This is a genomic window from Halorubrum halophilum, from assembly GCF_000739595.1.
GTDB classification, from domain to species: Archaea; Halobacteriota; Halobacteria; order Halobacteriales; family Haloferacaceae; genus Halorubrum; species Halorubrum halophilum.
Genome location: NZ_BBJP01000010.1, coordinates 24538 through 46359, shown reverse-complemented (window position 1 = coordinate 46359; position 21822 = coordinate 24538). Strand labels below are relative to the sequence as shown.

Annotated in this window: 20 protein-coding genes; 10 read left to right on the top strand and 10 right to left on the bottom strand. The window is 64.0% G+C overall.

Annotation, left to right across the window (positions count from 1 at the left end; translation table 11 throughout):
* Window positions 1–3: 3 nt before the first annotated feature.
* The 4 genes from hcsS to arsD are packed head-to-tail and all read right to left on the bottom strand — an operon-like array spanning window position 4 to window position 2917.
* On the bottom strand, window positions 4–228 hold the full coding sequence (gene hcsS / locus ACP96_RS03505) for a halo-CC-star protein HcsS (RefSeq protein WP_050032225.1): 225 nt from the start codon (window positions 226–228) through the stop codon (window positions 4–6).
* On the bottom strand, window positions 219–635 hold the full coding sequence (gene hcsL, locus ACP96_RS03500; RefSeq protein ID WP_050032224.1) for a halo-CC-star protein HcsL: 417 nt from the start codon (window positions 633–635) through the stop codon (window positions 219–221). The genes hcsS and hcsL overlap by 10 nt, the downstream gene beginning before the upstream one ends.
* A complete protein-coding gene (gene arsA / locus ACP96_RS03495) occupies window positions 632–2584 on the bottom strand; it encodes an arsenical pump-driving ATPase (RefSeq protein WP_050032223.1) in 1953 nt (650 codons plus the stop codon). Before arsA ends, hcsL begins: the two co-directional genes overlap by 4 nt.
* 3 nt (window positions 2585–2587) lie before the next feature.
* A complete protein-coding gene (arsD, locus tag ACP96_RS03490) occupies window positions 2588–2917 on the bottom strand; it encodes an arsenite efflux transporter metallochaperone ArsD (protein WP_050022959.1) in 330 nt (109 codons plus the stop codon).
* A 334-nt stretch (window positions 2918–3251) separates the two neighbouring features.
* Between arsD and ACP96_RS03485 the strand changes: the two genes are divergently transcribed.
* Both ACP96_RS03485 and ACP96_RS03480 read left to right on the top strand, forming a co-directional pair.
* A complete protein-coding gene (locus ACP96_RS03485; RefSeq protein WP_050032222.1) occupies window positions 3252–3647 on the top strand; it encodes an ArsR/SmtB family transcription factor in 396 nt (131 codons plus the stop codon).
* Between the two features lie 184 nt (window positions 3648–3831).
* Entirely contained in the window at window positions 3832–4878 is a 1047-nt protein-coding gene (locus ACP96_RS03480) for a sensor histidine kinase (RefSeq protein WP_050032221.1), read from the top strand.
* Between the two features lie 774 nt (window positions 4879–5652).
* Here ACP96_RS03480 and dgoD read toward each other — a convergent pair.
* Window positions 5653–6807 carry a galactonate dehydratase gene (gene dgoD / locus ACP96_RS03475; RefSeq protein WP_050032220.1) on the bottom strand — a complete coding sequence of 385 codons (1155 nt, stop codon included), beginning with the start codon at window positions 6805–6807 and terminating at the stop codon, window positions 5653–5655.
* Between the two features lie 243 nt (window positions 6808–7050).
* On the opposite strand from dgoD, the gene ACP96_RS03470 reads away from it, so the two are divergent.
* Complete coding sequence (locus ACP96_RS03470) at window positions 7051–7692, top strand: bifunctional 4-hydroxy-2-oxoglutarate aldolase/2-dehydro-3-deoxy-phosphogluconate aldolase (protein ID WP_050032219.1); 642 nt, start codon at window positions 7051–7053, stop codon at window positions 7690–7692.
* Window positions 7693–7704: 12 nt separating this feature from the next.
* Here the strand turns inward: ACP96_RS03470 and ACP96_RS03465 are convergent, their stop codons facing one another.
* The 4 genes from ACP96_RS03465 to ACP96_RS03450 form a co-directional block, all read right to left on the bottom strand.
* Window positions 7705–8568, bottom strand: a complete 864-nt coding sequence (locus ACP96_RS03465) for an SMP-30/gluconolactonase/LRE family protein (RefSeq protein ID WP_050024489.1) — start codon at window positions 8566–8568, stop codon at window positions 7705–7707.
* 798 nt (window positions 8569–9366) lie between these two features.
* A complete protein-coding gene (locus ACP96_RS03460; RefSeq protein ID WP_050032218.1) occupies window positions 9367–10335 on the bottom strand; it encodes a sugar phosphate isomerase/epimerase family protein in 969 nt (322 codons plus the stop codon).
* Window positions 10336–10707: 372 nt separating this feature from the next.
* Window positions 10708–11469, bottom strand: a complete 762-nt coding sequence (locus ACP96_RS03455; RefSeq protein ID WP_050024485.1) for an IclR family transcriptional regulator — start codon at window positions 11467–11469, stop codon at window positions 10708–10710.
* 98 nt (window positions 11470–11567) lie between these two features.
* Complete coding sequence (locus ACP96_RS03450; RefSeq protein WP_152663329.1) at window positions 11568–12476, bottom strand: GAF domain-containing protein; 909 nt, start codon at window positions 12474–12476, stop codon at window positions 11568–11570.
* Window positions 12477–12811: 335 nt separating this feature from the next.
* Between ACP96_RS03450 and ACP96_RS03445 the strand changes: the two genes are divergently transcribed.
* From ACP96_RS03445 to ACP96_RS03415, 7 genes are all read left to right on the top strand, one after another.
* Window positions 12812–14035 carry a Tm-1-like ATP-binding domain-containing protein gene (locus ACP96_RS03445; RefSeq protein ID WP_050032217.1) on the top strand — a complete coding sequence of 408 codons (1224 nt, stop codon included), beginning with the start codon at window positions 12812–12814 and terminating at the stop codon, window positions 14033–14035.
* A 237-nt stretch (window positions 14036–14272) separates the two neighbouring features.
* Entirely contained in the window at window positions 14273–15676 is a 1404-nt protein-coding gene (locus ACP96_RS03440; protein ID WP_050032216.1) for an ABC transporter substrate-binding protein, read from the top strand.
* 208 nt (window positions 15677–15884) lie between these two features.
* Window positions 15885–16826 (top strand): branched-chain amino acid ABC transporter permease, encoded by a 942-nt coding sequence (locus ACP96_RS03435; RefSeq protein ID WP_050032215.1) that lies wholly within the window; start codon window positions 15885–15887, stop codon window positions 16824–16826.
* Window positions 16823–17977 carry a branched-chain amino acid ABC transporter permease gene (locus ACP96_RS03430; RefSeq protein ID WP_050032214.1) on the top strand — a complete coding sequence of 385 codons (1155 nt, stop codon included), beginning with the start codon at window positions 16823–16825 and terminating at the stop codon, window positions 17975–17977. The genes ACP96_RS03435 and ACP96_RS03430 overlap by 4 nt, the downstream gene beginning before the upstream one ends.
* The gene (locus ACP96_RS03425; RefSeq protein WP_050032213.1) at window positions 17977–18735 is read left to right on the top strand and encodes an ABC transporter ATP-binding protein; all 759 of its coding nucleotides are present in this window, start codon (window positions 17977–17979) and stop codon (window positions 18733–18735) included. Before ACP96_RS03430 ends, ACP96_RS03425 begins: the two co-directional genes overlap by 1 nt.
* On the top strand, window positions 18732–19475 hold the full coding sequence (locus ACP96_RS03420) for an ABC transporter ATP-binding protein (protein ID WP_050032212.1): 744 nt from the start codon (window positions 18732–18734) through the stop codon (window positions 19473–19475). Before ACP96_RS03425 ends, ACP96_RS03420 begins: the two co-directional genes overlap by 4 nt.
* Before the next feature lie 98 nt (window positions 19476–19573).
* Window positions 19574–20839: an outer membrane protein assembly factor BamB family protein gene (locus ACP96_RS03415; protein ID WP_050032210.1), complete on the top strand. Its 1266-nt coding sequence runs from the start codon at window positions 19574–19576 to the stop codon at window positions 20837–20839.
* Window positions 20840–20890: 51 nt separating this feature from the next.
* Here the strand turns inward: ACP96_RS03415 and ACP96_RS03410 are convergent, their stop codons facing one another.
* Complete coding sequence (locus ACP96_RS03410) at window positions 20891–21724, bottom strand: phosphoenolpyruvate hydrolase family protein (protein WP_050024470.1); 834 nt, start codon at window positions 21722–21724, stop codon at window positions 20891–20893.
* Between the last annotated feature and the right edge of the window lie 98 nt (window positions 21725–21822).

Sequence of the window (21822 nt, the reverse complement as noted above, 5' to 3'; positions counted from 1 at the left end):
CCGTTAACAGCAGCCGTCGTCGTCGGCGCCACAGACGCTGCCGTAATCGATTCCGGTCTCGTCGCCGATCGCTTCGTTACACTGCATCACCATCGTCGTGAACGCGAATTCCGAGGACGACTCCTTCGCCGCCGCGAGCTCTTCGCCGAGCGACTCGGCGGCCGTGACGACCTCGTCGTCGGTGACTCCGTCCTTGCCGGCGTCCTGATCGGAAGCGCTCAACAGCACCCACCTCCGGTGGACCGCGCGAACTCCTCGGCGATCTCGTCGCTGATTGCGTCGTTCGTCCGCTGGAAGAGTTCTATCAGCTCGGCCTGTGCGGCCTGCTGACGCTGGATCGTCTCGTCGTTCGACATCTCGGTCTGGAGCCCTTTCAGTTCGGCCATCACCGACTCGTCGAAGCCGCCGCGCTGCATCTGCTGTTGCTTCCGCTGGTACTCGCGGAGCAGCGCCATCGCGTCGTCGTCCTCCTGTAGCGCCTCGTCGGCCGCGACGAACCGCTGGTACGTCTCCGAATCGCCGAGGGCGTCGAGGAACTCGCGGAGCGCCGCCTCGACGTTCGCCTCTACGTCCCCGTCGGCGGACGCGTTCGCGACGCTCTCTGCCGTGTCGTCCGCGTCCTGCGCGTCGCTCACGAGGGAGTCACCTCCGGTGCGTCGGCCTCGGCAACGTCCGCGAGCCCGGTGATCTCCTCGCCGAAGGCGCTCAGCTCGTCGAGCCCGATCGGCTCGTCGCGCCGGAGCGGCGCCAACATCAGCGGCGCGTCGAACCGGTCGCGGATCTCGTCGAGGTACTGCGCCTGCTGGGCACGCCGGTTCGCGAAGAAGGCGTTGTCGCCGTACTCCTCGGGGAGGAGGTAGTTGGCGACGACCAGCGAGGTCTCGATGCCGACTTGGTCTTCGAGGTCGGCTGCGGCCCGGTACGCCTCCATCATTGGCGTGTACTCGGGGTACATCACGAACGCGAACGTGCTCTGCTCGGGGTCTTTCATCGTCTCGATGACCTCGTCGTACTGGTCGCCTTTCGCGGGCGCGGCGCCCTTCGTCAGCGAGCCGAGGTCCATGAACCCCTTCCAGTCGGAGGGGAGTTCGAGCAGGCGGAGCGTGTGGCCCGTCGGCGCCGTGTCGAAGACGACGACGTCGTAGCCGTCCTCGTCGAAGTAGCTCACGAACTTCTCTAAGGCGGCCATCTCCTCGGCACAGGGCGACTCCAACTCCTCCTCGACGTTCGCGATCGCGGCGTCGACATCTATCTGCGTGTCCCCCTTGTTCTCGTACATCTCGGTGACGTGGTCGAGGACCTGCTCGCGGTATTCCGCAAGCGCTTTCTCTTGGTCGATCCGCGCCGCGTCGAGGTTCTCCTGGCCGACCGAGGTGGGCTCGTGGCCCACGGGCTCGCCGAAGATGTCCTCTAAGTGCGCGGCCGGGTCGGTCGTGACGACGAGCGTCTCGTGGCCCGCCTCGGCGAGTTTCGTCGCCGCCGTGGAGGCGACCGTGCTCTTGCCGACGCCGCCCTTCCCCGTGAAGAAGAGGTACTGCGTCTCGTCGCCCGGCGTCAGTTGACCGACGACCGCGTCGGCGTCCGCCATCGCGTCGAAGTCGACCCCGCCGTCGGCGTCCACGTCGGTCGCGGTCCCGGCGTCGACGGTCGCTTCCCTGCCGTCGTAGAGAACACCACCCACGTCCGCGAGCAGGTCGAGACCGGCGATCTCGCCCGGCTGAAGCGGATACGTCGCCGTCGCGTCGGCGTCGAACTCCTCGCGGGCGCGCTCGATGACGGCCTGTTCGTCCGCGCGCTTCCCCTCGAAGAAGGGGTCCTCGCACACCGACTCAGGCAGGTAGCCGTTGAGGATCAGCAATTGTGACTCGATCCCGAGGTCAGCGAGGTCGCTCGCGCTGCGTTCGATCTCGTCGATCGAGGAGTCCTCGGGCTTACCGACGAAGGCGAATGAGGTGCGATCGTCGTCCTGCAGCGTGTCGATGGCGCGCTCGTAATCCTGCTTTTTATCCTCCATCGAGGCGGCCGGCCCGATGCAGGTCGACCCGCCTTTCTCCAGTTCGGCGTTCCAGTCGGAGGGGAGCTCCATCAGCCGGATGGTGTGACCCGTCGGCGCCGTGTCGAAGACGACGGCGTCGTACTCGGGGCTGTCCATGAAGTCGACGAAGTTGTCGAAGGCCGCGATCTCCTCGACGCAGGGACTGTTGAGCTGCTCTTCGACCGTCTCGATCTCCTCTTCACCGAGTAGTTCGCGCATCGGCTCGATCGTCTCCTGTCGGTACTCCTCCGCGGCGGTGTCCGGGTCGATCTCGATCGCCGAGAGGTTCTCGATCCCGTCGATCGCGGTGACCTCGTGACCGATGGCTTGGCCGAAGATGTCCGAGAGGTTCGGCGCGGGGTCGGTGGTCACCAGCAGCGTCTCGTAGTCGTTGTCGGCGAGCCACGTCGCGGTCGCACAGCTCACCGTGCTCTTGCCGACGCCGCCCTTCCCGCTGAAGAAGACGAACTCCGTCTCGTCGCCGCTCGGTTCGACGATCTCGCGCGCGGTCGTCGCCGTCGTCCCCGCCGACTGCTCCGTCTGTGCCATTCGTTAGGCCTCCTGTGGCGTCGGGCTCTCGTCGATAGCCGCGGTCAGTTCGTCGTACGAGAGGTACTCGCCCTCGGCGACGATTTCGTCGTCGACGACCGTGATGGGGAGGATCGACGGACCGTCCTCCTGGACGCGGTCGTAGATCCGCTGTGTCTCGAGGAACTGGTCGATGTTGTGCTGCATGTTCGCCCGGTTGACCTCGAGGTCGTCGAACGCGTCTTCGAGCTGGTCGAGCGCCGCGCTGACCTCGACGAGTTCGTCGTCGGGGTCGGGACCGCAGACGCCGGTGGAGCAACACATCGCTTCTTCGTACAGGGTGAGTTCGGTCATGATGGGGTCGAATCGCCGTCGATCGGTTGAGCTATCGTTCGCGAAGAGGGGTACGTTCGGACACACCCTCTGCGATCGATTCAATTGAACAAACTCTCAAATAATTATAAACCCTTCGATCAGATAAGCCACTGAGGTCGATTCGTCTATCGTCTTATTATCGGATCTATATGGCCAACATACCTAAATAAGTCTGGTAACCAGTGAAAATGGGAGAAGATATCGCTGGTTGTAGCTGGTATAGATGAGCGATCGTGAAATCATTCTAGATATGTAGACGGCTTATGTCCGGCAGTCCATAACGCTTAATCTCGTATCAGTTCAATTGTCGTCTATGTCATCGACCGATCGTCTGCGGCGGTACGTCGCCGACGAGTGCGGCTCCTGCACCGACGAGGATCTATCTGAGCGACTGGCGGAGCTGGAGGAGCTGAACGACGCCACCGACGGATCTGACCTCGAGAGCGACATCGAGTTGCTGTCGGCGCTCGGGAACGAGACGCGGTACAAGATCGTTCGGATGTTGCATGCGGCTGACGACGACGAACTGTGCGTGTGTGAGTTCTCGCCGCTGCTGGACGTGAGCGACAGCGCGATCAGTCACGCCCTCTCGAAGCTCACCGACGCCGACCTCGTCACGCGCCGGAAAGAGGGCAAGTGGCGGATGTACCGCGCCACGCCGCGCGCGAACGCACTCCTGGTCGCGCTCGACGGCTCGCGGTCGCTGTGAGAACGGGGATACGTCGGCTGAGAGCAGGCCGGCGAAGACGGTGTTGGGCGGCACCCGGATCGGGATCTCCGCCTCGGTGAGAGGGGGAGTGATCGGTATCGTGCCGCCGAGGCCATCGTCGGTACGACACGCGATGGTAGGAACTACGATCGGTCTTTATCACTCTCGACGTGAACACCTCGGTATGACTCGGGGCTCGCTCGGAAACCGGCGCGATTTCCGAGCGCTGTTCGATCAGCTCGACGGCGTTGCGCTGTGGACGGCCACTGGACCGGGTGAGTTCGACTACATCAGTGCCGGATTCGAGGACATCTGGGGAATCCCCCCTGAAGACGTCAAAGACGACATCTCCCTGTTGATCGATAGCATCCACCCGGAGGACCGCGACCGGGTGCGAGCGAACATCGAGGCGTCGGCGCAGGGAGCCCGTGACGAGGCGTACGAGGGCCGCGTCGTCCAACCAGATGGATCGGTTCGGTGGGTGCTCACGCGGCAGGTCATGCTCCGAGACGACGACGGCGAGATCGCCGAAGTCGTCGGTATCTGTACGGATATCACGGAGCAACAGGGCCGCGAGCAAGAGCTCGAACTGCTGAACCGGATCGTCCGCCACGACATCCGCAACGACATGGCGGTCGTCCTCGGCTGGATGGAGCTGCTCGAAGACCACGTCGACGACGAAGGGAAAGAGTACCTGCAGAAGATCCTCGCCAGCGGCGAACACGTCGTCGAACTGACGGAGATAGCGCACGACTACGTCGAAACCGTCGTCTCGAACGAGGAGGTCGCCGTCGAGCCGATCTCGCTTCGATCGGCCCTGACGACCGAGCTGTCGCTTCGCGAGGAGTCCTTCCCACAAGCGGAGTTCGTCGTCGACGGGTCCATCCCCGACGTTGCGGTGGCCGCCGACGGCATGCTCAACTCGGTGTTCCGGAACCTCCTGAACAACGCCGTCCAGCACAACGACAAGGACACCCCCGTCGTCGAGGTGTCCTGCGAGCCCAGAGACGACGACGTCGACGTTCGGATCGCCGACAACGGTCCCGGAATCTCCGACGACAAGAAGGAGTTCGTGTTCGGGAAAGGCGAGCGAGGCCTCGGAAGCCCCGGCACGGGAATCGGGCTGTACCTCGTTCAGACGCTAGTCACTCAGTACGGCGGCGAGATACGGATCGAAGACAACGAGCCGACGGGGACCGTGTTCGTCGTCGAACTCCCGCGCGCCGAGTGACGCGGCTCGCATCGCGTCGATCGGCTTTCGATCCGCCGTCAGTAACCGCCGAACTCGGTCGTGGGCTTCGTCTTGTAGTGCTGTGTGCGACTCTCACCCGGTATTTTTAATTAGTATATGACTGATAAGTTAGAATTATACCAACTAAAACATATAAAATCCGGTTCGGATCCGATACTAACCGTATCGGCGATCGAGGCCGTGATTACTGCAGACTCACGGGGTATTGTCGAAGTATCCGTAACGACGGAAGATATAGAGCCGACTAGCTCTCAAACTCTTTCAGTCGCCTCGCATGGGCGATCGTCAAATCGAATTCGAGGGCGGTGTTCGCCAAAATTGGGTTCTTAAGGGTTTAAACCCCCTATGCGTATCAATGACTTCCTCCGGTATCCGAGAAGATCCCCAATAGAGTGTATAAGAACAGACCCTCCCACAGGTAGGAACCTAGGTCTGATCAACTCTCAGACACCAGTCTTAGAGAGGAATTCTTCATCATCGAACTGGAACCGCCGCTAGTTACGATCTCTAATTTATACGAATTCCTTATAGTACTGTTATCTGGTATTTTATAGGTATTCACGTATCTCTGACACTAGTGTCGCGGCCTGTGAGCGTCTCCCGCCGATCGGAACGCTCCCGCCGGTGATGAAGTTCGCCTCGTCGTTCGCGAGGAACGCCGCGACCCCGGCCGCGTCGTCGACTCGATACCGTCGCTCGCGGCTTGACTGCTGTCGGCCGCCTCCCGCTCGACGGCTTGTCCCTCGGCGACGCTTACCACTCGGCGACGCTCCCGTCGTCGTGTCGCCAGACGGGGTTGTGCCAGTCCACGTCTTTCTCCGCCTGCGCGCGCACGTGTTCCTCGTCGATCTCGATCCCGAGGCCGGGCTCGTCGGGGATCTGGACGGACCCGTCCTCGTAGTCGAAGACGGAGGGGTCCGCGAGGTAGTCGAGCACGTCGCTCGTCTCGTTGTAGTGGATGTCCAGGCTCTGCTCCTGGATGAAGGCGTTCGGCGAGCAGGCGTCGACCTGCAGACACGACGCGAGCGCGATCGGGCCGAGCGGGCAGTGGGGCGCCATCGCCACGTCGTACGCCTCGGCCATCGCGGCGATCTTCTTCACCTCGGTGATCCCGCCCGCGTGCGAGAGGTCCGGCTGGATCACGTCGACGGCGCCGTTCTCGAAAATCTCCTTAAAGTCCCAGCGCGAGTACATGCGCTCGCCGGTGGCGATCGGCGTCGTCGTGTGCGCGGCGATTTGGGGGAGCGAATCGTTGTGGCCCGAGAGGACGGGCTCTTCGACGAACATCGGATCGTACGGTTCGAGCGCCTCGACGAGCCGCTTCGCCATCGGCTTGGAGACGCGCCCGTGGAAGTCGACGCCGATACCGACCTCGTCGCCGACGGCCTCTCGGACCTCCCGCAATCGCGTCGCGGCGGCGTCGATCGCGGCGGGATCGTCGATCCGCTCCATCTCCTCGGTCGCGTTCATCTTCAGCGCCGTGAACCCCGCCTCGACCTGCTTTCGCGCCTGCTCGGCCACGTCGGAGGGGCGGTCGCCGCCGATCCACTGGTACACTCGGATCCGCTCGCGCGCCGCGCCGCCGAGCAGCTCGTAGACGGGGACGCCGAGTTCCTTCCCCTTGATGTCCCAGAGGGCCTGATCGACCCCGGCGATGGCGCTCATCAGCACCGGGCCGCCGCGGTAGAATCCGCCGCGGTACATCGTCTGCCAGTGGTCCTCGATCCGTCCGGCCTCCTCGCCGAGCAGGTAGGTTTCGAACAGCTCCTCGACCGCGGTTCGCACCGTCTTCGACCGCCCCTCGACGACCGGCTCTCCCCACCCGACCGTTCCGTCGGCGGTCTCGACGCGTAAGAAGAGCCACCGCGGCGGCACTTCGAACAGCTCGTAGTCGACGATTTCGCTCATTCCTGTCTCGGTGTACCCCGCCGCTTCTGTTAGTCGTTTCGGGTACGGCGAAAGCGGTCGATCGCACGGGGTCGTCAGTTGGTCCTCGGCGGCCGGAGGCCACGAGATTGATGCCGCGATGATTTCCCCGAATGCGGGACGAGTTCGGGAGGACTCGGCCGGTGAACGCGCTTCCGCGAGCCCCCGAGACCGAACCGATAGCGAGCCGTCCCATTTATAACGAGCGCCGTTCCGAATACCCGTATGCACACACAACAAGTCGATCGGATCCGCGAGGGCGGCGTCGTCGCGATCCTCCGCGGCGTGGACCCCGAGTCCGCGATCGACGTGGCGGACGCCGTGGTCGACGGCGGCGTCACGGCGCTCGAAGTGACCGCGGACACGCCGAACGTCGCGGAGACGATCAGCGCGCTCTCGGACCGGTTCGACGACGTGCTCGTCGGTGCCGGGACGGTTCTGGACGCCGAGACCGCCCGGACGGTTCAGCTCGCGGGCGCCGAGTTCCTCGTCACGCCGACCGTCGACGGCGGCGTCATCGAGACCGGTAACCGCTACGGGACGCCGGTCGCGACCGGCGCGTTCACGCCGACGGAGGCCGTCCGCGCGTACGAGGCCGGCGCCGACTTCGTGAAGGTGTTCCCCGCCAAGACCGGCGGCCCGGACCACGTCGCGGCCCTCGGCGGCCCGCTCCCGCAGATCCCGCTGGTGCCAACCGGCGGGGTCGGCCCCGCGAACGCCGGCGAGTACATCGAGGCGGGGGCCGCGGCAGTCGGCGTCGGCAGCGCGATCGTCGACGACGATTCCGTCGCGAACGAGGAGTACGAGGCCATCGCCGAGAACGCGCGCCGAACGGTCGACGCGGTCGCGGCGGCCAGAGACCGATAGCCTCCCGACCGCTCAGGCGATCCGGGACCGGAACTCGCGGACCCCTTCGGTGTCGAGGTCAGTCACGCGAAACGCGGCACCGGCACCGTCTCCCTCTCTCGACCGATCCCCGTCGGTGAGCGCGGTCGTCACGTAAAGCGTCTCATACTCGGCGTCGCCGAACGTGACCGAGGAGACCTTCCGCGCCGGCAGTTCGATCTCGGCGACGGGTTCCCCCGTCGGCGCGTGCCGAACGACTCGCCCCCCGTTCCATCGGGCCGACCACACGTGGTCGTCGGCGTCGACGGTCATCCCGTCGGGGATCCCGTCCGCTGGCGGAATCTCACAGAACGTCCGCTGACCCGCGATATCTCCGGTCTCTCGGTCGTAATCGAAGGCGTAGATCTTGCGAGCCTCCGACTCCGTGACGTAGAACGTCTCTCCGTCGCGCGAGAACCCCATCCCGTTCGGGATGTCGAGATCCTCGAGGACCGTCGTCACGCGTCCGTCCGGGTCGATCCGATAGAGATCGCCGAGCGCCTCCGATCCGGGCATGGTTCCGCAGAAGACCCGACCCTCCGGGTCGGCGATCACGTCGTTGAACCTCGTCCGGGCGTCGACCTCGAGTACGACGGTGGTTGCACCGGTTTCCGGGTCGAACCGTTCAACGGTCCGGTGAGTGAACAGGAGCAACGCTCCGTCGCGTTCGAGCGTGAACCCACCGATCGGTCCGGACGGGGCATCGTAGGCGACGCCGTGCTCGTCGGCTTCGGGATCGTACCACCAGAGCCGGCCGGCCGGGATATCAACCCAGTACAGACGTTGCCGATCCGGATGCCACAGGGGCCCCTCGCCGGTGTGGCTGTGCGTGTCCGCGACGCGCTCGAGGCGAACCATGCCCGATTACCTCGACACCAGTACTTGAAGATAGTGTTCACCGAGTACCGCGGCGGCGTGAAACGATGAGGTCCGGGAACTCACCGAAATGTGGTACACATTCGAGATCTCGATACCGTCCTACAACCGTTAACACGGTTGATATCGTTGATTCGGTTCCCCGATCGCTGCCCGTACACAATCACGGAGGATCGATCTGAGACGCGGCTTCGTTTCAGTTTCGACACCCGCTCCGCGCTGAACCGCGAGGATTCCTCCTTGTGCTTCCGCAAATCAAGATAATTCGCGGCGGCGTGGTAACGCGATGACAGCGTTCACTCTTCCCGCTGTCGGAATCTCGAGAAATTCGAGTCTCGTATAGTCATACACATTTACTATACTGGAATTTGACAATATTGTACAGCGTTCCGTCAGTCTTCGACGACCAGTACGGACCAAAAGCGATGTTCTAACAGAAATTATCCTACCTGACATCTATAATATCCGGTAAAACCTCAAGAACGGTGCTAGTTAGCGATGCAGTTATTCTGGGACCAATCCAGTACTGGCCGTCTGAATCTGCTAATACTTTATAAATTTAGAAGATAATATGATTTCGCAGACTAATACGGTGTCTTATTTTTCTTATAGCGTAACGGTTTGCGTACAGATACAATGTTCACCGCTACAACATTAATTGCCAAATTGAGTGGGTTCTGCGTTACGTTATAAGGAAGGCACGAGAAGTCGGGCGATCGCGTTCGAATTGGCCCTCCCCATGGACCGGTACCCGAGCGCTCCGACGGCTATCACACGGGTTCAGGCCCAGTAGGCGTCGCCCGGTTGCGTATCGAAGACGGCTCGCTGGAGCACGTCGACGGCCCGCTCCAGCCCTTCGCGGCTCGACGTGAGCGAGTCCTCGTGTTCGATCGACAGCGCGCCCTCGTAGCCGACCATCCGGAGCGTGGAGACGATGTCCTTCCAGTGGGACTCGCCGTGGCCGTAGCCGATCGAGCGGAACAGCCACGAGCGGTCGGCCTCCGCGGTGTACGGCTCCGTGTCGAGGACGCCCTTCACGCGCGCGTTCGCGTCGTACACCTTCGTGTCCTTGGCGTGGAAGTGGTGGATCGCGTCGCGTTCGCCCAAGAATCGGATGGCTTCGGTCACGTCGATCCCCTGCCAGTAGAGGTGCGACGGATCGAAGTTCGCCCCGATCCGCTCGTTCGTCGCCTCCCGGAGCCGCAGCAGCCCGGTCGGCTCGTACACCAGCATGTTCGGATGCATCTCGATGCAGATGTTCACGCCGTGGTCGTCGGCGTGCTCCGCCAGCGCAGTCCACGTCGGGATGGCGACCTCCTCCCACTGGTAGTCGAGCGCCTCGGCGTGTTCGGGCGGCCACGGCGCCGTGACCCAGTTCGGGACCTCGTCGTTCGGCCCGCCCCCGGGGAGCCCCGAGAAGGTGTTGACGTTTTCCACGCCCAACTGGTCGGCGAGGCGGACCGCCTCTCGGATCTCCGTTACCGCTCGGTCGGCGCGGTCCTCGTCCGGATGCAGCGGGTTGTTGTGCGTCGATAGCGCGCTGATCTCGAGGTCGTGTTCGTCGACCAGCTCGAGCAGCCCCCGCTGTGCCGCTTCGTCGTCGAGGTACTCCTCGCGAGTGAGGTGACTGTCGCCGACGAACCCGCCGCAGCCGAACTCGACCGCACCGACTCCGATCCCGGAGAGGTACTCTAGCGTTTGATCTAACGGTTCCTCGCCCAGCGCCACTGTTAGGACTCCGACCTCCATACCCACGAGATTGTCCCACTCTGAGATAAAATTATGGTAGAAAAATTCTTATCATCTCGCTCGCTTGGGCGCCGCCGACGAGTTGCTCCCTCCGGCCAGGGTCGTCTCGTTGGTACTTGTTAGCCACCTTGTATCATTGAAGAGATTGCTCGGCTGGGAGCGCAGCGGAGGTGCCCTTAATTCACATATTGTGAATAATGTGTGCTGCTAAGGTTCTCCAGCGCCATCTACTTACACACGTACTTTTGTAATGGTAAGTGGGATATCTCGTTATACATAAATTATTAATAGTTAACATTGTGCGTATTCTCATTATGTGAATTTGAGTTCAGTCAGACAAACTCAGACTCGACTGCGATCGACAACCCCCTCTCAGAGCGCTGACTCGATGTCGCTGACGGCGGCAGACAGGGGTTCGGCGAACTCCCGCTCCAACCGGGTGAGGCTGTTCCGGTATTTCGGACCGCCGACGCTCACTCCTCCAATGATTTCGCCGTCGGCGTCGTGGACGGGAGCCCCGATCGCAACGAGACCGGGAGCGAACTCCTCGTCAACGAGGGCGTACCCCTGTGACTCGTACTCGTCGAGCACGTCGAACAGCCGATCGCGGTTCGTAATTGTTCCCTCGGACTCGCGTGGAAGCCCCCAGTGATCCAGTATCGATTCGACCTCGTCCCGGTCGAGCTCGGCGAGGATCGCTTTCCCCGCGGCGGTGTTGTGAAGGTGGTACTCCGACCGGTAGCGAGCGTTCGTCTCGGTCGCGTTCTCGTCGGCCGACGTTCCGTAGCAGGCGAGGAGCCGCCCGTGCTCGAAGATGGTGAAGTTCGCTTCCTGCTCTGTCGTGTGCGCCAAGCGATCGATGACCGCTTCGATGTCGCCACCGGTCGGATACCGGTGTCTCGCTCGTTCACCTAACAGCGCGACCCGGAAGCTAACGTGATAGGTCCCGTTTTCCTTGACGAGATAGCGGCTTTCCAAGAGCGTGTTGAGGTGACTGCAGATCGAACTCTTCGAGCTGTCGACCATCCCGTCCAACTCGCTAAGCGTGAGGCCGTCGTGTTCGAGAATAAGCCGGAGGATCTCCAGCGAGGCCTCGGTCGTCTTGAGCCGTCGCCCGGTCACGTTGCCGATCATGTCCAGACCATGATCACGATCGATAATAATTGTTATCATAATGTAAATCGATTGTCCCGCCTGCGGTCACGCTTTCCATTGTCGCTGCGATCGCCGTCTCAGATCGCTCGCGAGCGTTTCACCCACCCGATCCGCGTGATCGCTTCCGCGCCGAGTTCACCGAGGAGACTCGCCGCCTCGAGGTCGTGTTCCTCGAAAGCGTCGACGACGACGTCGCCGGCGCTGAGGACGCCGTGGCTTCCGATCGGGGCGTACAGCCCTGACCGAAGGGCTCCCCGGCTGTGGTCGTCGCCGGTGTACTCGTGGTTCTCGTGGATGACAGGCGTTCCGGTTCGGTACGTCTCCGCGGCCGGGGTGTCCTCGGTGACGGCGTAATTCGGGCGGTCGCCCGCACGCTCTAAACACTCTTCGGTCGCGACGACGGTCTGTAGCATATTCCGATTCTCGTCGACCAGTCGAACGGTGGTGTTCACGAGACCCAAGACGTTCTTCGCGGCGTCGGCCAGCAGCTCCGCGACCTCGTCCTTCGAACTAGCGTTCCTGAGGTCCTCGCTCGTACGCCGAAGGATCTCGATGCGCTGTTCCTGTCGCTTCAGGTCGGTTACGTCCCGGACTACCCCCTGCAGCATGACGGTCCGGCCGTCCTCGACGATCGGCGCACACCGGAGCCGTATCGTGCGCTCGGTCGTCCGCTCGCTGGCGTATCCCACGTCGACGGAGAACGATTCGCCGCGTTCGACCGCTTCCGAGAGGCGCTCGAGTACCTTCCGCTGGTCCGCCTCCGCGTACTGTTCGATCACGTCCGGCACCGTCGGCGCCGCGTCGAGCCCGTGGATCCGTCTGGCCTCCTCGCTCCACCAAAGCTCCTCTTCGGCCACGTCGTACGTCCAGACGCCGACTTCGGCGAGCCGTTGGAGCGTCGTGAGCGTCTCCGCCGCCTCTCTCTCGAACGCGGGCGGTGTGGTACTCGACACCTCGATTCGGTTCCAGTCTAGGGATTCGGCCATGGATACCACCGTGTAGCGAGGACACGATAATAAATCCTCAGGCAAGATACGCCGCGCGGATGACGGCGTGAAAGACCGGATATCCGTCGCTGTCGGTCCGGCAGATCCGTCCCCGGGCGATCCGTCGCCGGGCAGCATGTCACGACAGTAACCCGAACGTTCATTACGGTCTACGGTGTCGTCTCGCACGTCATGAGACGAAAGCGCACGCGACGCGTGCCGCCCGCGAAACGGCACCGTGCGGGTCGTACGGAATCGACGGCGAACTGTCAGCGCGGGGGGCGGGGCCGCGGCCTCGGATCCGCTCGACGCGCTCGGTCCGTCGCGGGGCGACGATGAGTGTCTACATCGTCGGGACGCTCGACACGAAAGGCGAGGAGATCGGGTTCGCCCGCGACGTTATCGAGGCGGAGGGCGTCGAGGTCCGTCTCGTCGACGTGGGCGTGATGGGGGACCCCGAGATCGATCCGGACGTCGGCGCGGCCGAGGTGGCGGCGGCGGCCGATTCGGATCTCGACGCCCTTCGCGAGGCCGGCGACCGCGGACGGGCCGTCGAGGTCATGGGCGACGGCGCCGCCGCGATCGTCACGCGCGCCTACGAGGACGGGCGTCTCGACGGCGTCCTCGGGCTGGGAGGGTCGGGGAACACGTCCATGGCGACCGCCGCGATGCGCGCGCTTCCGGTCGGCGTGCCGAAGCTGATGGTCTCGACGGTGGCCTCGGGGGACACGGAGCCGTACGTGGGGTACGCCGACATCGCGATGATGTACTCCGTCGCCGACGTCGAGGGGCTCAATCAGCTCTCGCGGACCGTCATCGCGAACGCGGCGCTCGCGATGGTCGGGATGGTCGACCGGGACCCGGACGTGGAGACGGCGGAGAAGCCGACGATCGGTATCACGATGTTCGGCGTGACCACTCCGTGCGTCCAGACGGCTCGTGAATGGCTCGAAGATCAGGGGTACGAGACCATCGTGTTCCACGCGACCGGGACGGGCGGGCGCGCGATGGAGGCGCTGATCGAGGAGGGCGTCATCGACGGCGTCCTCGACACCACCACCACGGAGTGGGCGGACGAACTCGTGGGCGGCGTCCTCTCCGCCGGCCCCGAACGGCTCGACGCGGCCGGCGAGGCGGGGATCCCGCAAGTCGTTTCGACCGGCGCGCTCGACATGGTCAACTTCGGTCCGGAATCTTCGGTCCCCGACGAGTTCGACGATCGGCTCTTCCACGTCCACAACCCGCAGGTGACGCTGATGCGGACGACTCCGGAGGAGAACGCCGAACTCGGGCGGATCATCGCGGAGAAGCTCAACGCGGCGACCGGTCCGACCGCGCTGGCGCTGCCGCTCGCGGGCGTTTCGATGCTCGACGCGCCCGGAGAACCGTTTCACGACCCGGAAGCCGATGCGGCCCTATTCGACGCGCTCCGCGAACACGTCGACGAGAACGTGGAGCTGATCGAGCTGGACGCGAACATCAACGACGACGAGTTCGCGCTGGCGCTCGCGAAACAGATTGACCGATACATGGACGGAGCGACCGAGACCAGTACATAGATAGAGCGACATAGACCGGTACAGAGACGGAGCGATCGGGTCGCGAGCGCCCGACTTCTCTCGGCGCCAGGACGTGTCAATGTTCACCGATCCCAAAGCGGCCGCTAACTGGTGTCTTGCGGGGACTTCGCGGTTCACCCGGAGAGCAGACCCGGCCGAAGCCCCGTGTGAGATGTAAATCACCCAAAGGTTTAATTACTTCATCTCTCCATGTCTCTACGAACGTTGCGAAAATCCATGACGAAAAAGCAAACGCAAACTGACAGCTCGAGGAGACAGTATTTGAAAGCGATCGGCGCGACCGGCCTCGCCGCCGGTATCGCCGGTTGTTCAGACAACGGCGGCGACGGCAGCGACGGCAGCGACGGCAGCGATGGGGGTGACGGCGGAGATGGCGGGGACGGCGGGGACGACTACGAGGCCATCGGGAACTTCCCGCCCGAGGGAGACACCGTGGCTATCGGCTTTAACGGGCCGACCTCCGGAGCGCTGGGGCCGGACGGACAGGACCAGGAGAAGGGGTACGACCTCGCGGTCGAACACCTCAACAACGGCGGCGGGCTCGTCGACTACTGGGACCGGCTGAGCGGTGACGGCATCATGGGCTATGAGGTCGAGCCGACGCGGGCCGACACGGCCGGCAGCGCCGACACCGCACAGGACAACATCGAGCGGATGATCCAGCAGGACAACATCCAGTTCTGGACGGGCGGCATGTCCAGTACGGTGACGATGGCCATGCAGAACGTCGCGCAACGGGAGAAGGTCCCGTTCATGGGCGGTAACTCGACGTCCTCGGGGATCTCCGGAGAGAACTGCTCCCGGTACTACTTCCACCCGACGTTCCACGCGGAGATCATCGGGATGGCGATGGGCGAGGCGGCGCCCTCGGTCCTCGGCGAGGACCGCGAGCTGTTCCATATCTACATGGACTACTCGTACGGCCAGTCGAACCGAGACGCCGCCCGGAAGTACCTCACGGAGAACGGCCCGTGGGAGCACGCCGGCGAGGCCGCCATCGCGGAGGGCGAGTCGGACCACAGCTCGCAGATCCAGGCGCTCGAAGAGTCCGGGGCCGACACGCTGTACTTCTCCAGCTTCGGCGGCCTCGCCGCCAGCGGCCTCTCACAGCTGCGCGACGCCGGGCTGACCGACGACATCGACGTGATCATCCCGCACGTCAGCGCGTTCACGCTCGACCCGCTCGGCGCCGACGCGGAGGGCGTCCTCGGCATGGAGCCGTGGAACCCCGCCGCCGACAACGAGGCGAGCCAGGTGTTCATCGATGCGTACCGAGAGGAGTACGACGAGACGCCCAACCAGAGCTCGCTGCACACCTACGAGTCGATGATGGTCTACGCCGCTGCCGTCGAGGAGGCGGGGACGTTCCATCCGCCGACGGTGGTCCGCACGCTCGAGGACTTCGAGTGGAGCCTCGCGTGGGGCGACTCCGTCTTCCGCGAGGCCGATCACCAGGTCGAGCGCCCGTGGTACCTCGTTCAGGGAGTCGGCGACGACCGCGCCGAAGAGCTCGGCATCCGGACGGAGATCGTCGAGACGACCGATCCGCTGATCTACGGAACCGACGAGTTCCCGGCGTCCGAGTGTGCGATGGGCGACAACGAATACGGCGACGAATAGCCGCCGCCGCGACGAATTTTCAGACGAGGGGTTCGTTGCCCGCGCTGTCTTCCGATTTTTGCGTTCCGATACGTCGGGACCGTTTTCGACATCGCGTACTGTTTTCACGGTGAGAGTCACCCAATCACAAGATTAACGTACTGAAGAAATCATGAACAATCGTGCAATCCATGAGACAACTAACTCCGTCCGGTCCGAGGTGGCTGGGATGACTCTCGACGCGGCCGTCGGGTTCGTGTTCATCGCCTTGAGCGTCGCATCGCTGTATCTCCTGGTCGCGATCGGTCTGTCTATCGTATTCGGGTCGCTTAAATACGTGAACATGGCTCACGGTGTCCTCTATCTCGGGGGCGCGTACATCGGACTCCTCATCGCGTCCCGAGAGCAGTTCGGAGGGCTCCTCTCCGATTACGGCACGATCGGTCTCGGCTGGGGGTTCGTCCCGGCCTTAATTTTGACGCCGATCGTCATCTTCGTCGTCGGCGTGGCCATGGAGCGATTCCTCGCGAAGCCGTTCTACGATCGCGATCTGCTCGATCAGCTGTTGGTCACGTTCGGTGTCCTGATCGCGGCCCAAGAGCTCGTCGCCATCGTCTTCGGCCGGACGGGGACGATATATCCGCGACCCGAGTGGCTCGCGGGCGCGATCTCGCTTCCCGTGATCGGGACGCCGCCCGGGATGAGCGCGGCGTCGACGATACGGGTGCTCGTCGTGACGCTCACGCTGGTGCTCATCGGAGTCATCTTCGCGTTCTTCAAGTACACCGACTACGGCCTCGCGGTACGCGCCGGGACCGAAGACTCCGAGATGGCGGAGATGCTCGGCATCCGCGTCGGTCGTCCCTTCCTGCTCATCTTCGCGATCGGCGCCGCGTACGCGGGGCTCGCCGGCGTCCTCGGCGGATCGCTTTTCAACGTCACCAACAGTATCGGGATGGAGATCATCATCCCGTCGCTGGTGATCGTGATCATGGGCGGCGTCGGAAGCCTTCGCGGAACCGTCGTCGGCTCCCTGCTCGCCGGGCTCGTGTTCGCGGTGGCCACGGTGGTGGAACCGAGCATGACCAACGCCAGCATCTACCTGCTGGCTATCGTCGTGTTGACGATCAGACCGAGCGGTATCTTCCCCTCTGCGAAGATAGGACAATGAGCACTGACAACGCACAACCCGACGTCGAGGACGAATCGTCGCTGATTAGCGTGGACGCGTGGGATCGAATCAAACACACCGAGCGGTTCGTCTTCCTGATCTCGGTGGCGTTCGTCCTCACGTTCTCGTACCTGTTCAGCCGTGCACCCGTCATCTCGGACGTGACACAGGGGTATCACGGGCTCACGGTGACCATCCTCATCTGGTCCATCTTCGCGCTCGGATTCAATCTCCTGTTGGGACAGACCGGCCTCCTCTCGTTCGGGCACGCGATGTTCTTCGGAACCGCGAGCTACGCGACCGCCCTGTTCTCGATCCACGTGTTCAACGAGCCGCTCACGATCGTCATCGTCGGGATGCTGTCCGCGATCGCTCTCGGAGCGGTCGCGGCGGTCATCCTCCTCCGGCTCCACACGGTGTACTTCGCCATCGTCGCGCTGGCGATCGGCCAGTTCCTGTACTTCCTCGCGAGCAATCCCCTCGAAGGGATCACACAAGGAATAAACGGACTCGAAGTGGATCGAACTCCCCTCCTCGGGGTCGTCGACCTCGATCACGAGTACGGCGGGATCCTCGGGGCGCTCGTCGTGGACAACCTTTACCTCTTCGTCGGCGTCTTCTTCGTCGCCGTCGTCATGTTCATCACTCGGATCCGCAAATCGCCCTACGGACTGATCTTCAAGGCGATCCGCGAGAACGAGACCCGAGCGTCCTTCGTGGGACTCGACGTCTGGCGCTACAAGTTCGCCGCGTTCCTCCTCTCGGCCGGGATCGCCGGGATCGCCGGCGCGCTGCTGGCGGTCAACACGCAGTTCGCTGGCGTCGAGCGCCTCTACTGGTCGATCAGCGGCGACGTGGTCGTGATGGCCGTTCTCGGCGGTCTCGGCACGCTCGCCGGCCCGGTCATCGGCACGTTCGTGTGGTTCTACTTCAAGGGGATCGTCAACGGGTTCCCCACGCTCGGCGACTACTGGCTGCTCATGTTGGCGGTGTCGTTCACCGCCGTCGTGTGGGCCTACCCCGAAGGAATTTGGGGGATGATCACGGATCTCACTGCGGCGCTCCGCGAGCCGAAGACGCTGGCCGCGAAGGTGAAAAGCCGAGTGACCGGCGGCTCATCCACCGAGGGGTCCAACGGAGGTGATCGGTGATGGCGCTGCTCGAAACGGACGGGCTGACGAAGGAGTTCGGCGGTCTCACCGCCCTCCAAGACGTGGATATCGCCGTCGAAGAGGGCGAGCTGGTGTCGCTCATCGGCCCCAACGGCGCCGGGAAGTCGACGCTCATCAACACGATCACGGGCCGGCTCACGCCGACTCGGGGGACGGTGACGTACGCCGGCACCGATCTCGTCGGCATGGAGCCTTTCGAGATCGCCCAGCTCGGCGTGGGACGGACGTTCCAGACGGCGTCGATCCTGCCCGAGCTCACCGTCCGAGAGAACGTTCAGGTCGCGGCGTTCGCGGCCGAGCACGGCTCCTTCCGGATCAACTTCCTCAGCCGCCGGGACTCCTTCGACGAGGTCCAGCGGCTGACGGACGACATCCTCGACACCATCGAGCTCGACGACAAGGCGGAGACCGAGGCCGCGTCGCTCCCCTACGGCGACAAGCGCCGGCTGGAGGTCGCCATCGGGCTCGCGACCGATCCGGACCTGCTGTTCATGGACGAGCCGACGGCGGGGATGTCGCCGACGGAGACCGAGATGACCGTCGAACTCATCGAGAATCTCCTGTCGGAGTGGGGGATGACGATATTCCTCGTCGAACACGACATGGACATCGTCTTCGACATCTCCGACCGGATCTTCACGCTCCACCAGGGCGAACTCATCGCGAAGGGGACGCCCGACGAGATCAGGGACCATCCGGCGGTTCGCGAGGCCTACCTCGGAGGTGACGCGCAATGAGCCTGCTCGAACTCGACGGTGTCCACGCCCACTACGGACCCAGTCACATCCTCCGGGGCGTCTCGATGGCGATCGACGAAGGGGAGGTCGTTACCCTCCTCGGACGCAACGGCGCCGGGAAGACGACGACGGTCCGCAGTATCGCCGGCACGGAGCCGCCGGAGGTCCGCTCGGGATCGGTCCGGTTCGACGGAACCGACATCACCGACTGGCCGGCCGACGACATCGCCATGGGCGGGATCGGCGTCGTGCCCGAGGGCCGCCGGCTGTTCACCGAGCTGACCGTCGAGGAGAACCTCGAGCTGTCGACGATCACGCGGAACTGGTGGAACACCGTCCGGCGTCGCGGACTCGGCGGCGGCGAGAGCACCATGGCGATCGACGAGCTCTACGATCTGTTCCCCCGCTTGGAGGAGCGCCGGGCCCAGCAGGCCGGGACGCTCTCGGGCGGCGAACAGCAGATGCTGTCGATCGCCCGCACCCTTCGGCTGCCGGACCTCGATCTGCTCCTGTTGGACGAGCCCACCGAAGGATTGGCCCCGCAGATCGTCACCGCGGTCGGCGACGCCATCGAGGAGATCGCAGACCGGGGGCTGACGGTGCTGCTCATCGAGCAGAACGTCCACGAGGCGCTCCGCATCGCGGACCGCGGGTACGTCCTCGACCAGGGTGACATCGTGTATCAGGGAACCACCGAGGAACTCGAAAACGAGGACCTCGACGAGTACCTCGTCGTCTGAGTCGCGGACCCATTCCGATATTTGTCCGCGATCGACGGAACCATCTCCCGCCCGCCGCGCCGGTAGTATTATTCCGACGAAGCCGATAGAACGGGTAGATGACGAACCGAACTCGGCGACAGTTCCTCGCTGCGGTCTCGGCGTCCGCCGTCACCGCAACCGCCGGCTGTCAACGGTTAGGGGGGTCCGAATCACAGAGCCATCCCGTCTCGGAACCGATCACCTCGTGGCCGACGTTCCGGGGAGCGGAGCACAACACCGGCTACACGGGAGCCGCCTCGGGGATCGGCGCGGAGCCGACGATCGCGTGGACGTACGAGGCGGAGGGGCCGTTCTGGGGAAGCCCGGCGGTCGCGGACGGGACGGTGTTCATCGGGAGCGCGGACGACGCGCTGTACGCCCTCGACGCGGGAACGGGCGAGGAGCTGTGGACGTTCTCGTCGGACCACCGGATCGAAGCGACGCCGGCGTACGACGACGGGACGGTGTACGTCGGATCGTACGACAAACACCTGTACGCCGTCGACGCAGGGACGGGGGACGAGCGCTGGTCACGCTCGTTCGACGGGCTGATCCGCGGGAGTCCGACGCCGTGGAACGGATCGGTCCTCGTCGGCGTCGGCTGTCACAACCTCGCGTGCGCGTGGTACGCGGAGGAGGCCGAGGTACCGGAGAACGGCTGGATCTACTCGCTCGACGCGGACTCGGGGGAGACCGAGTGGCGGGTCGAGGTCGGTACCGAGGTCGTGAGCACGCCGGCCGTCACCGACGAGGCCGTGTACATCGGTGCCTCCGACGGCACGCTGTACGCGTTGGATCCGACCTCGGGGGACGAGCGATGGACCTACGAGACCCGCGATATGATCTGGTCGAGTCCGGCGGTCGCCTACGGGACGGTGTACATCACCGACTGGAACGGGAACGTTCACGCCGTCGACGCGGAGACGGGCGAGGAGACGTGGTTCGCGGACACGGCCGGTCGATACATCTCGGGATCCGTCGCTGTCAGTGAGGACGCGGTGTACGTCGGCCACACGCCGTACAATACGCTCGACGACCCGACCACGAACTACGCGAAGGTGTTCCGGTTCGACCGGCGGACCGGCGAGGAGGAGTGGGCCTACGAGACCGCCGCCCTGGAGGTCGGCAGCAGCCCGGTCGTCACGTCGGATCGGATATACGTCGGTAGCCACCGACAGACGGAGGACGGCAACAGTACCGTCGGAATGCACGCGCTCACGGCGGACGGCGATCAAGAGTGGTTCCTCGAGATCGGCGGGCGAGGCGTGGGGTCCAGTCCGGCGCTCGTCGACGGGAAGCTCTACTTCGGCGGGACCGACTCGACGGTGTACGCCGTCGAGTGAGTCGGCCGACGCGGGCGGACGATTTCGACGGCGGAATCGCTCGGACAGCGCTCAGAAGTCGATCGACTTGAACTTGCGGGCTTGGTTTTCGATCGCGTCTTCGGTCGCCAGGCGTTCGATACTCGACGCGCCGAAGAACCCGACGACGCCCTCCGTGTTGTTCAGGACGTACTCGGCGTCGTCGGGCCACGCGATGGGGCCGCCGTGACAGATGACGTGGACGTCGTCCCGGACGGACTTGGCCGCGTCGTGGTGCGCCTGCACGCGCTCGGACGCCTCATCGAGATCGAGCGCCGTCTCCGCGCCGATGTCGCCGGACGTCGTCAGTCCCATGTGCGAGACGATCACGTCGGCGCCGGCCTCGGTCATCGCTTTCGCCTGCTCTTCCGTGAACACGTACGGACAGGTCAACATCCCCTGATCGCTCGCCTCGCGGATCATCTCGACCTCCTTGTCGTACCCCATGTTCGTCTCTTCGAGGTTCTGCCGGAACGTGCTGTCGTCGTCGATGAGACCGACGGTGGGGAAGTTCTGTACGCCCGAGAAGCCGCGGCGACGCAGGTCCTCGATGAAGACGCTCATCTCTCGGAACGGGTCCGTCCCGTTGACGCCCGCGAGCACCGGCGTGTCCTCGACGACCGGGATGACCTCGTGGCCCATCTCGACGACGATCTCGTTCGCGTCGCCGTACGGCAGGAGTCCCGCGAGGGAGCCGCGTCCGTTCATCCGGTATCTCCCCGAGTTGTAAATGATCAGGAGATCGACGCCGCCGCGCTCGGCGAACTTCGCGGAGATACCGGTGCCGGCACCGGCCCCGATGACGGGTTCCCCTGCCTCGATAGTCGACTCTAGCCGGTCCAGTGATTCCGAACGGGTGTACTTCATACAACTTGAACGGTACCTCGCATTACTTTAATATTGTGGAAGAAACAAGAGAGTCGGCGTCACGCGGGGGACTCACACGACCGCCGGATCGGATGGCC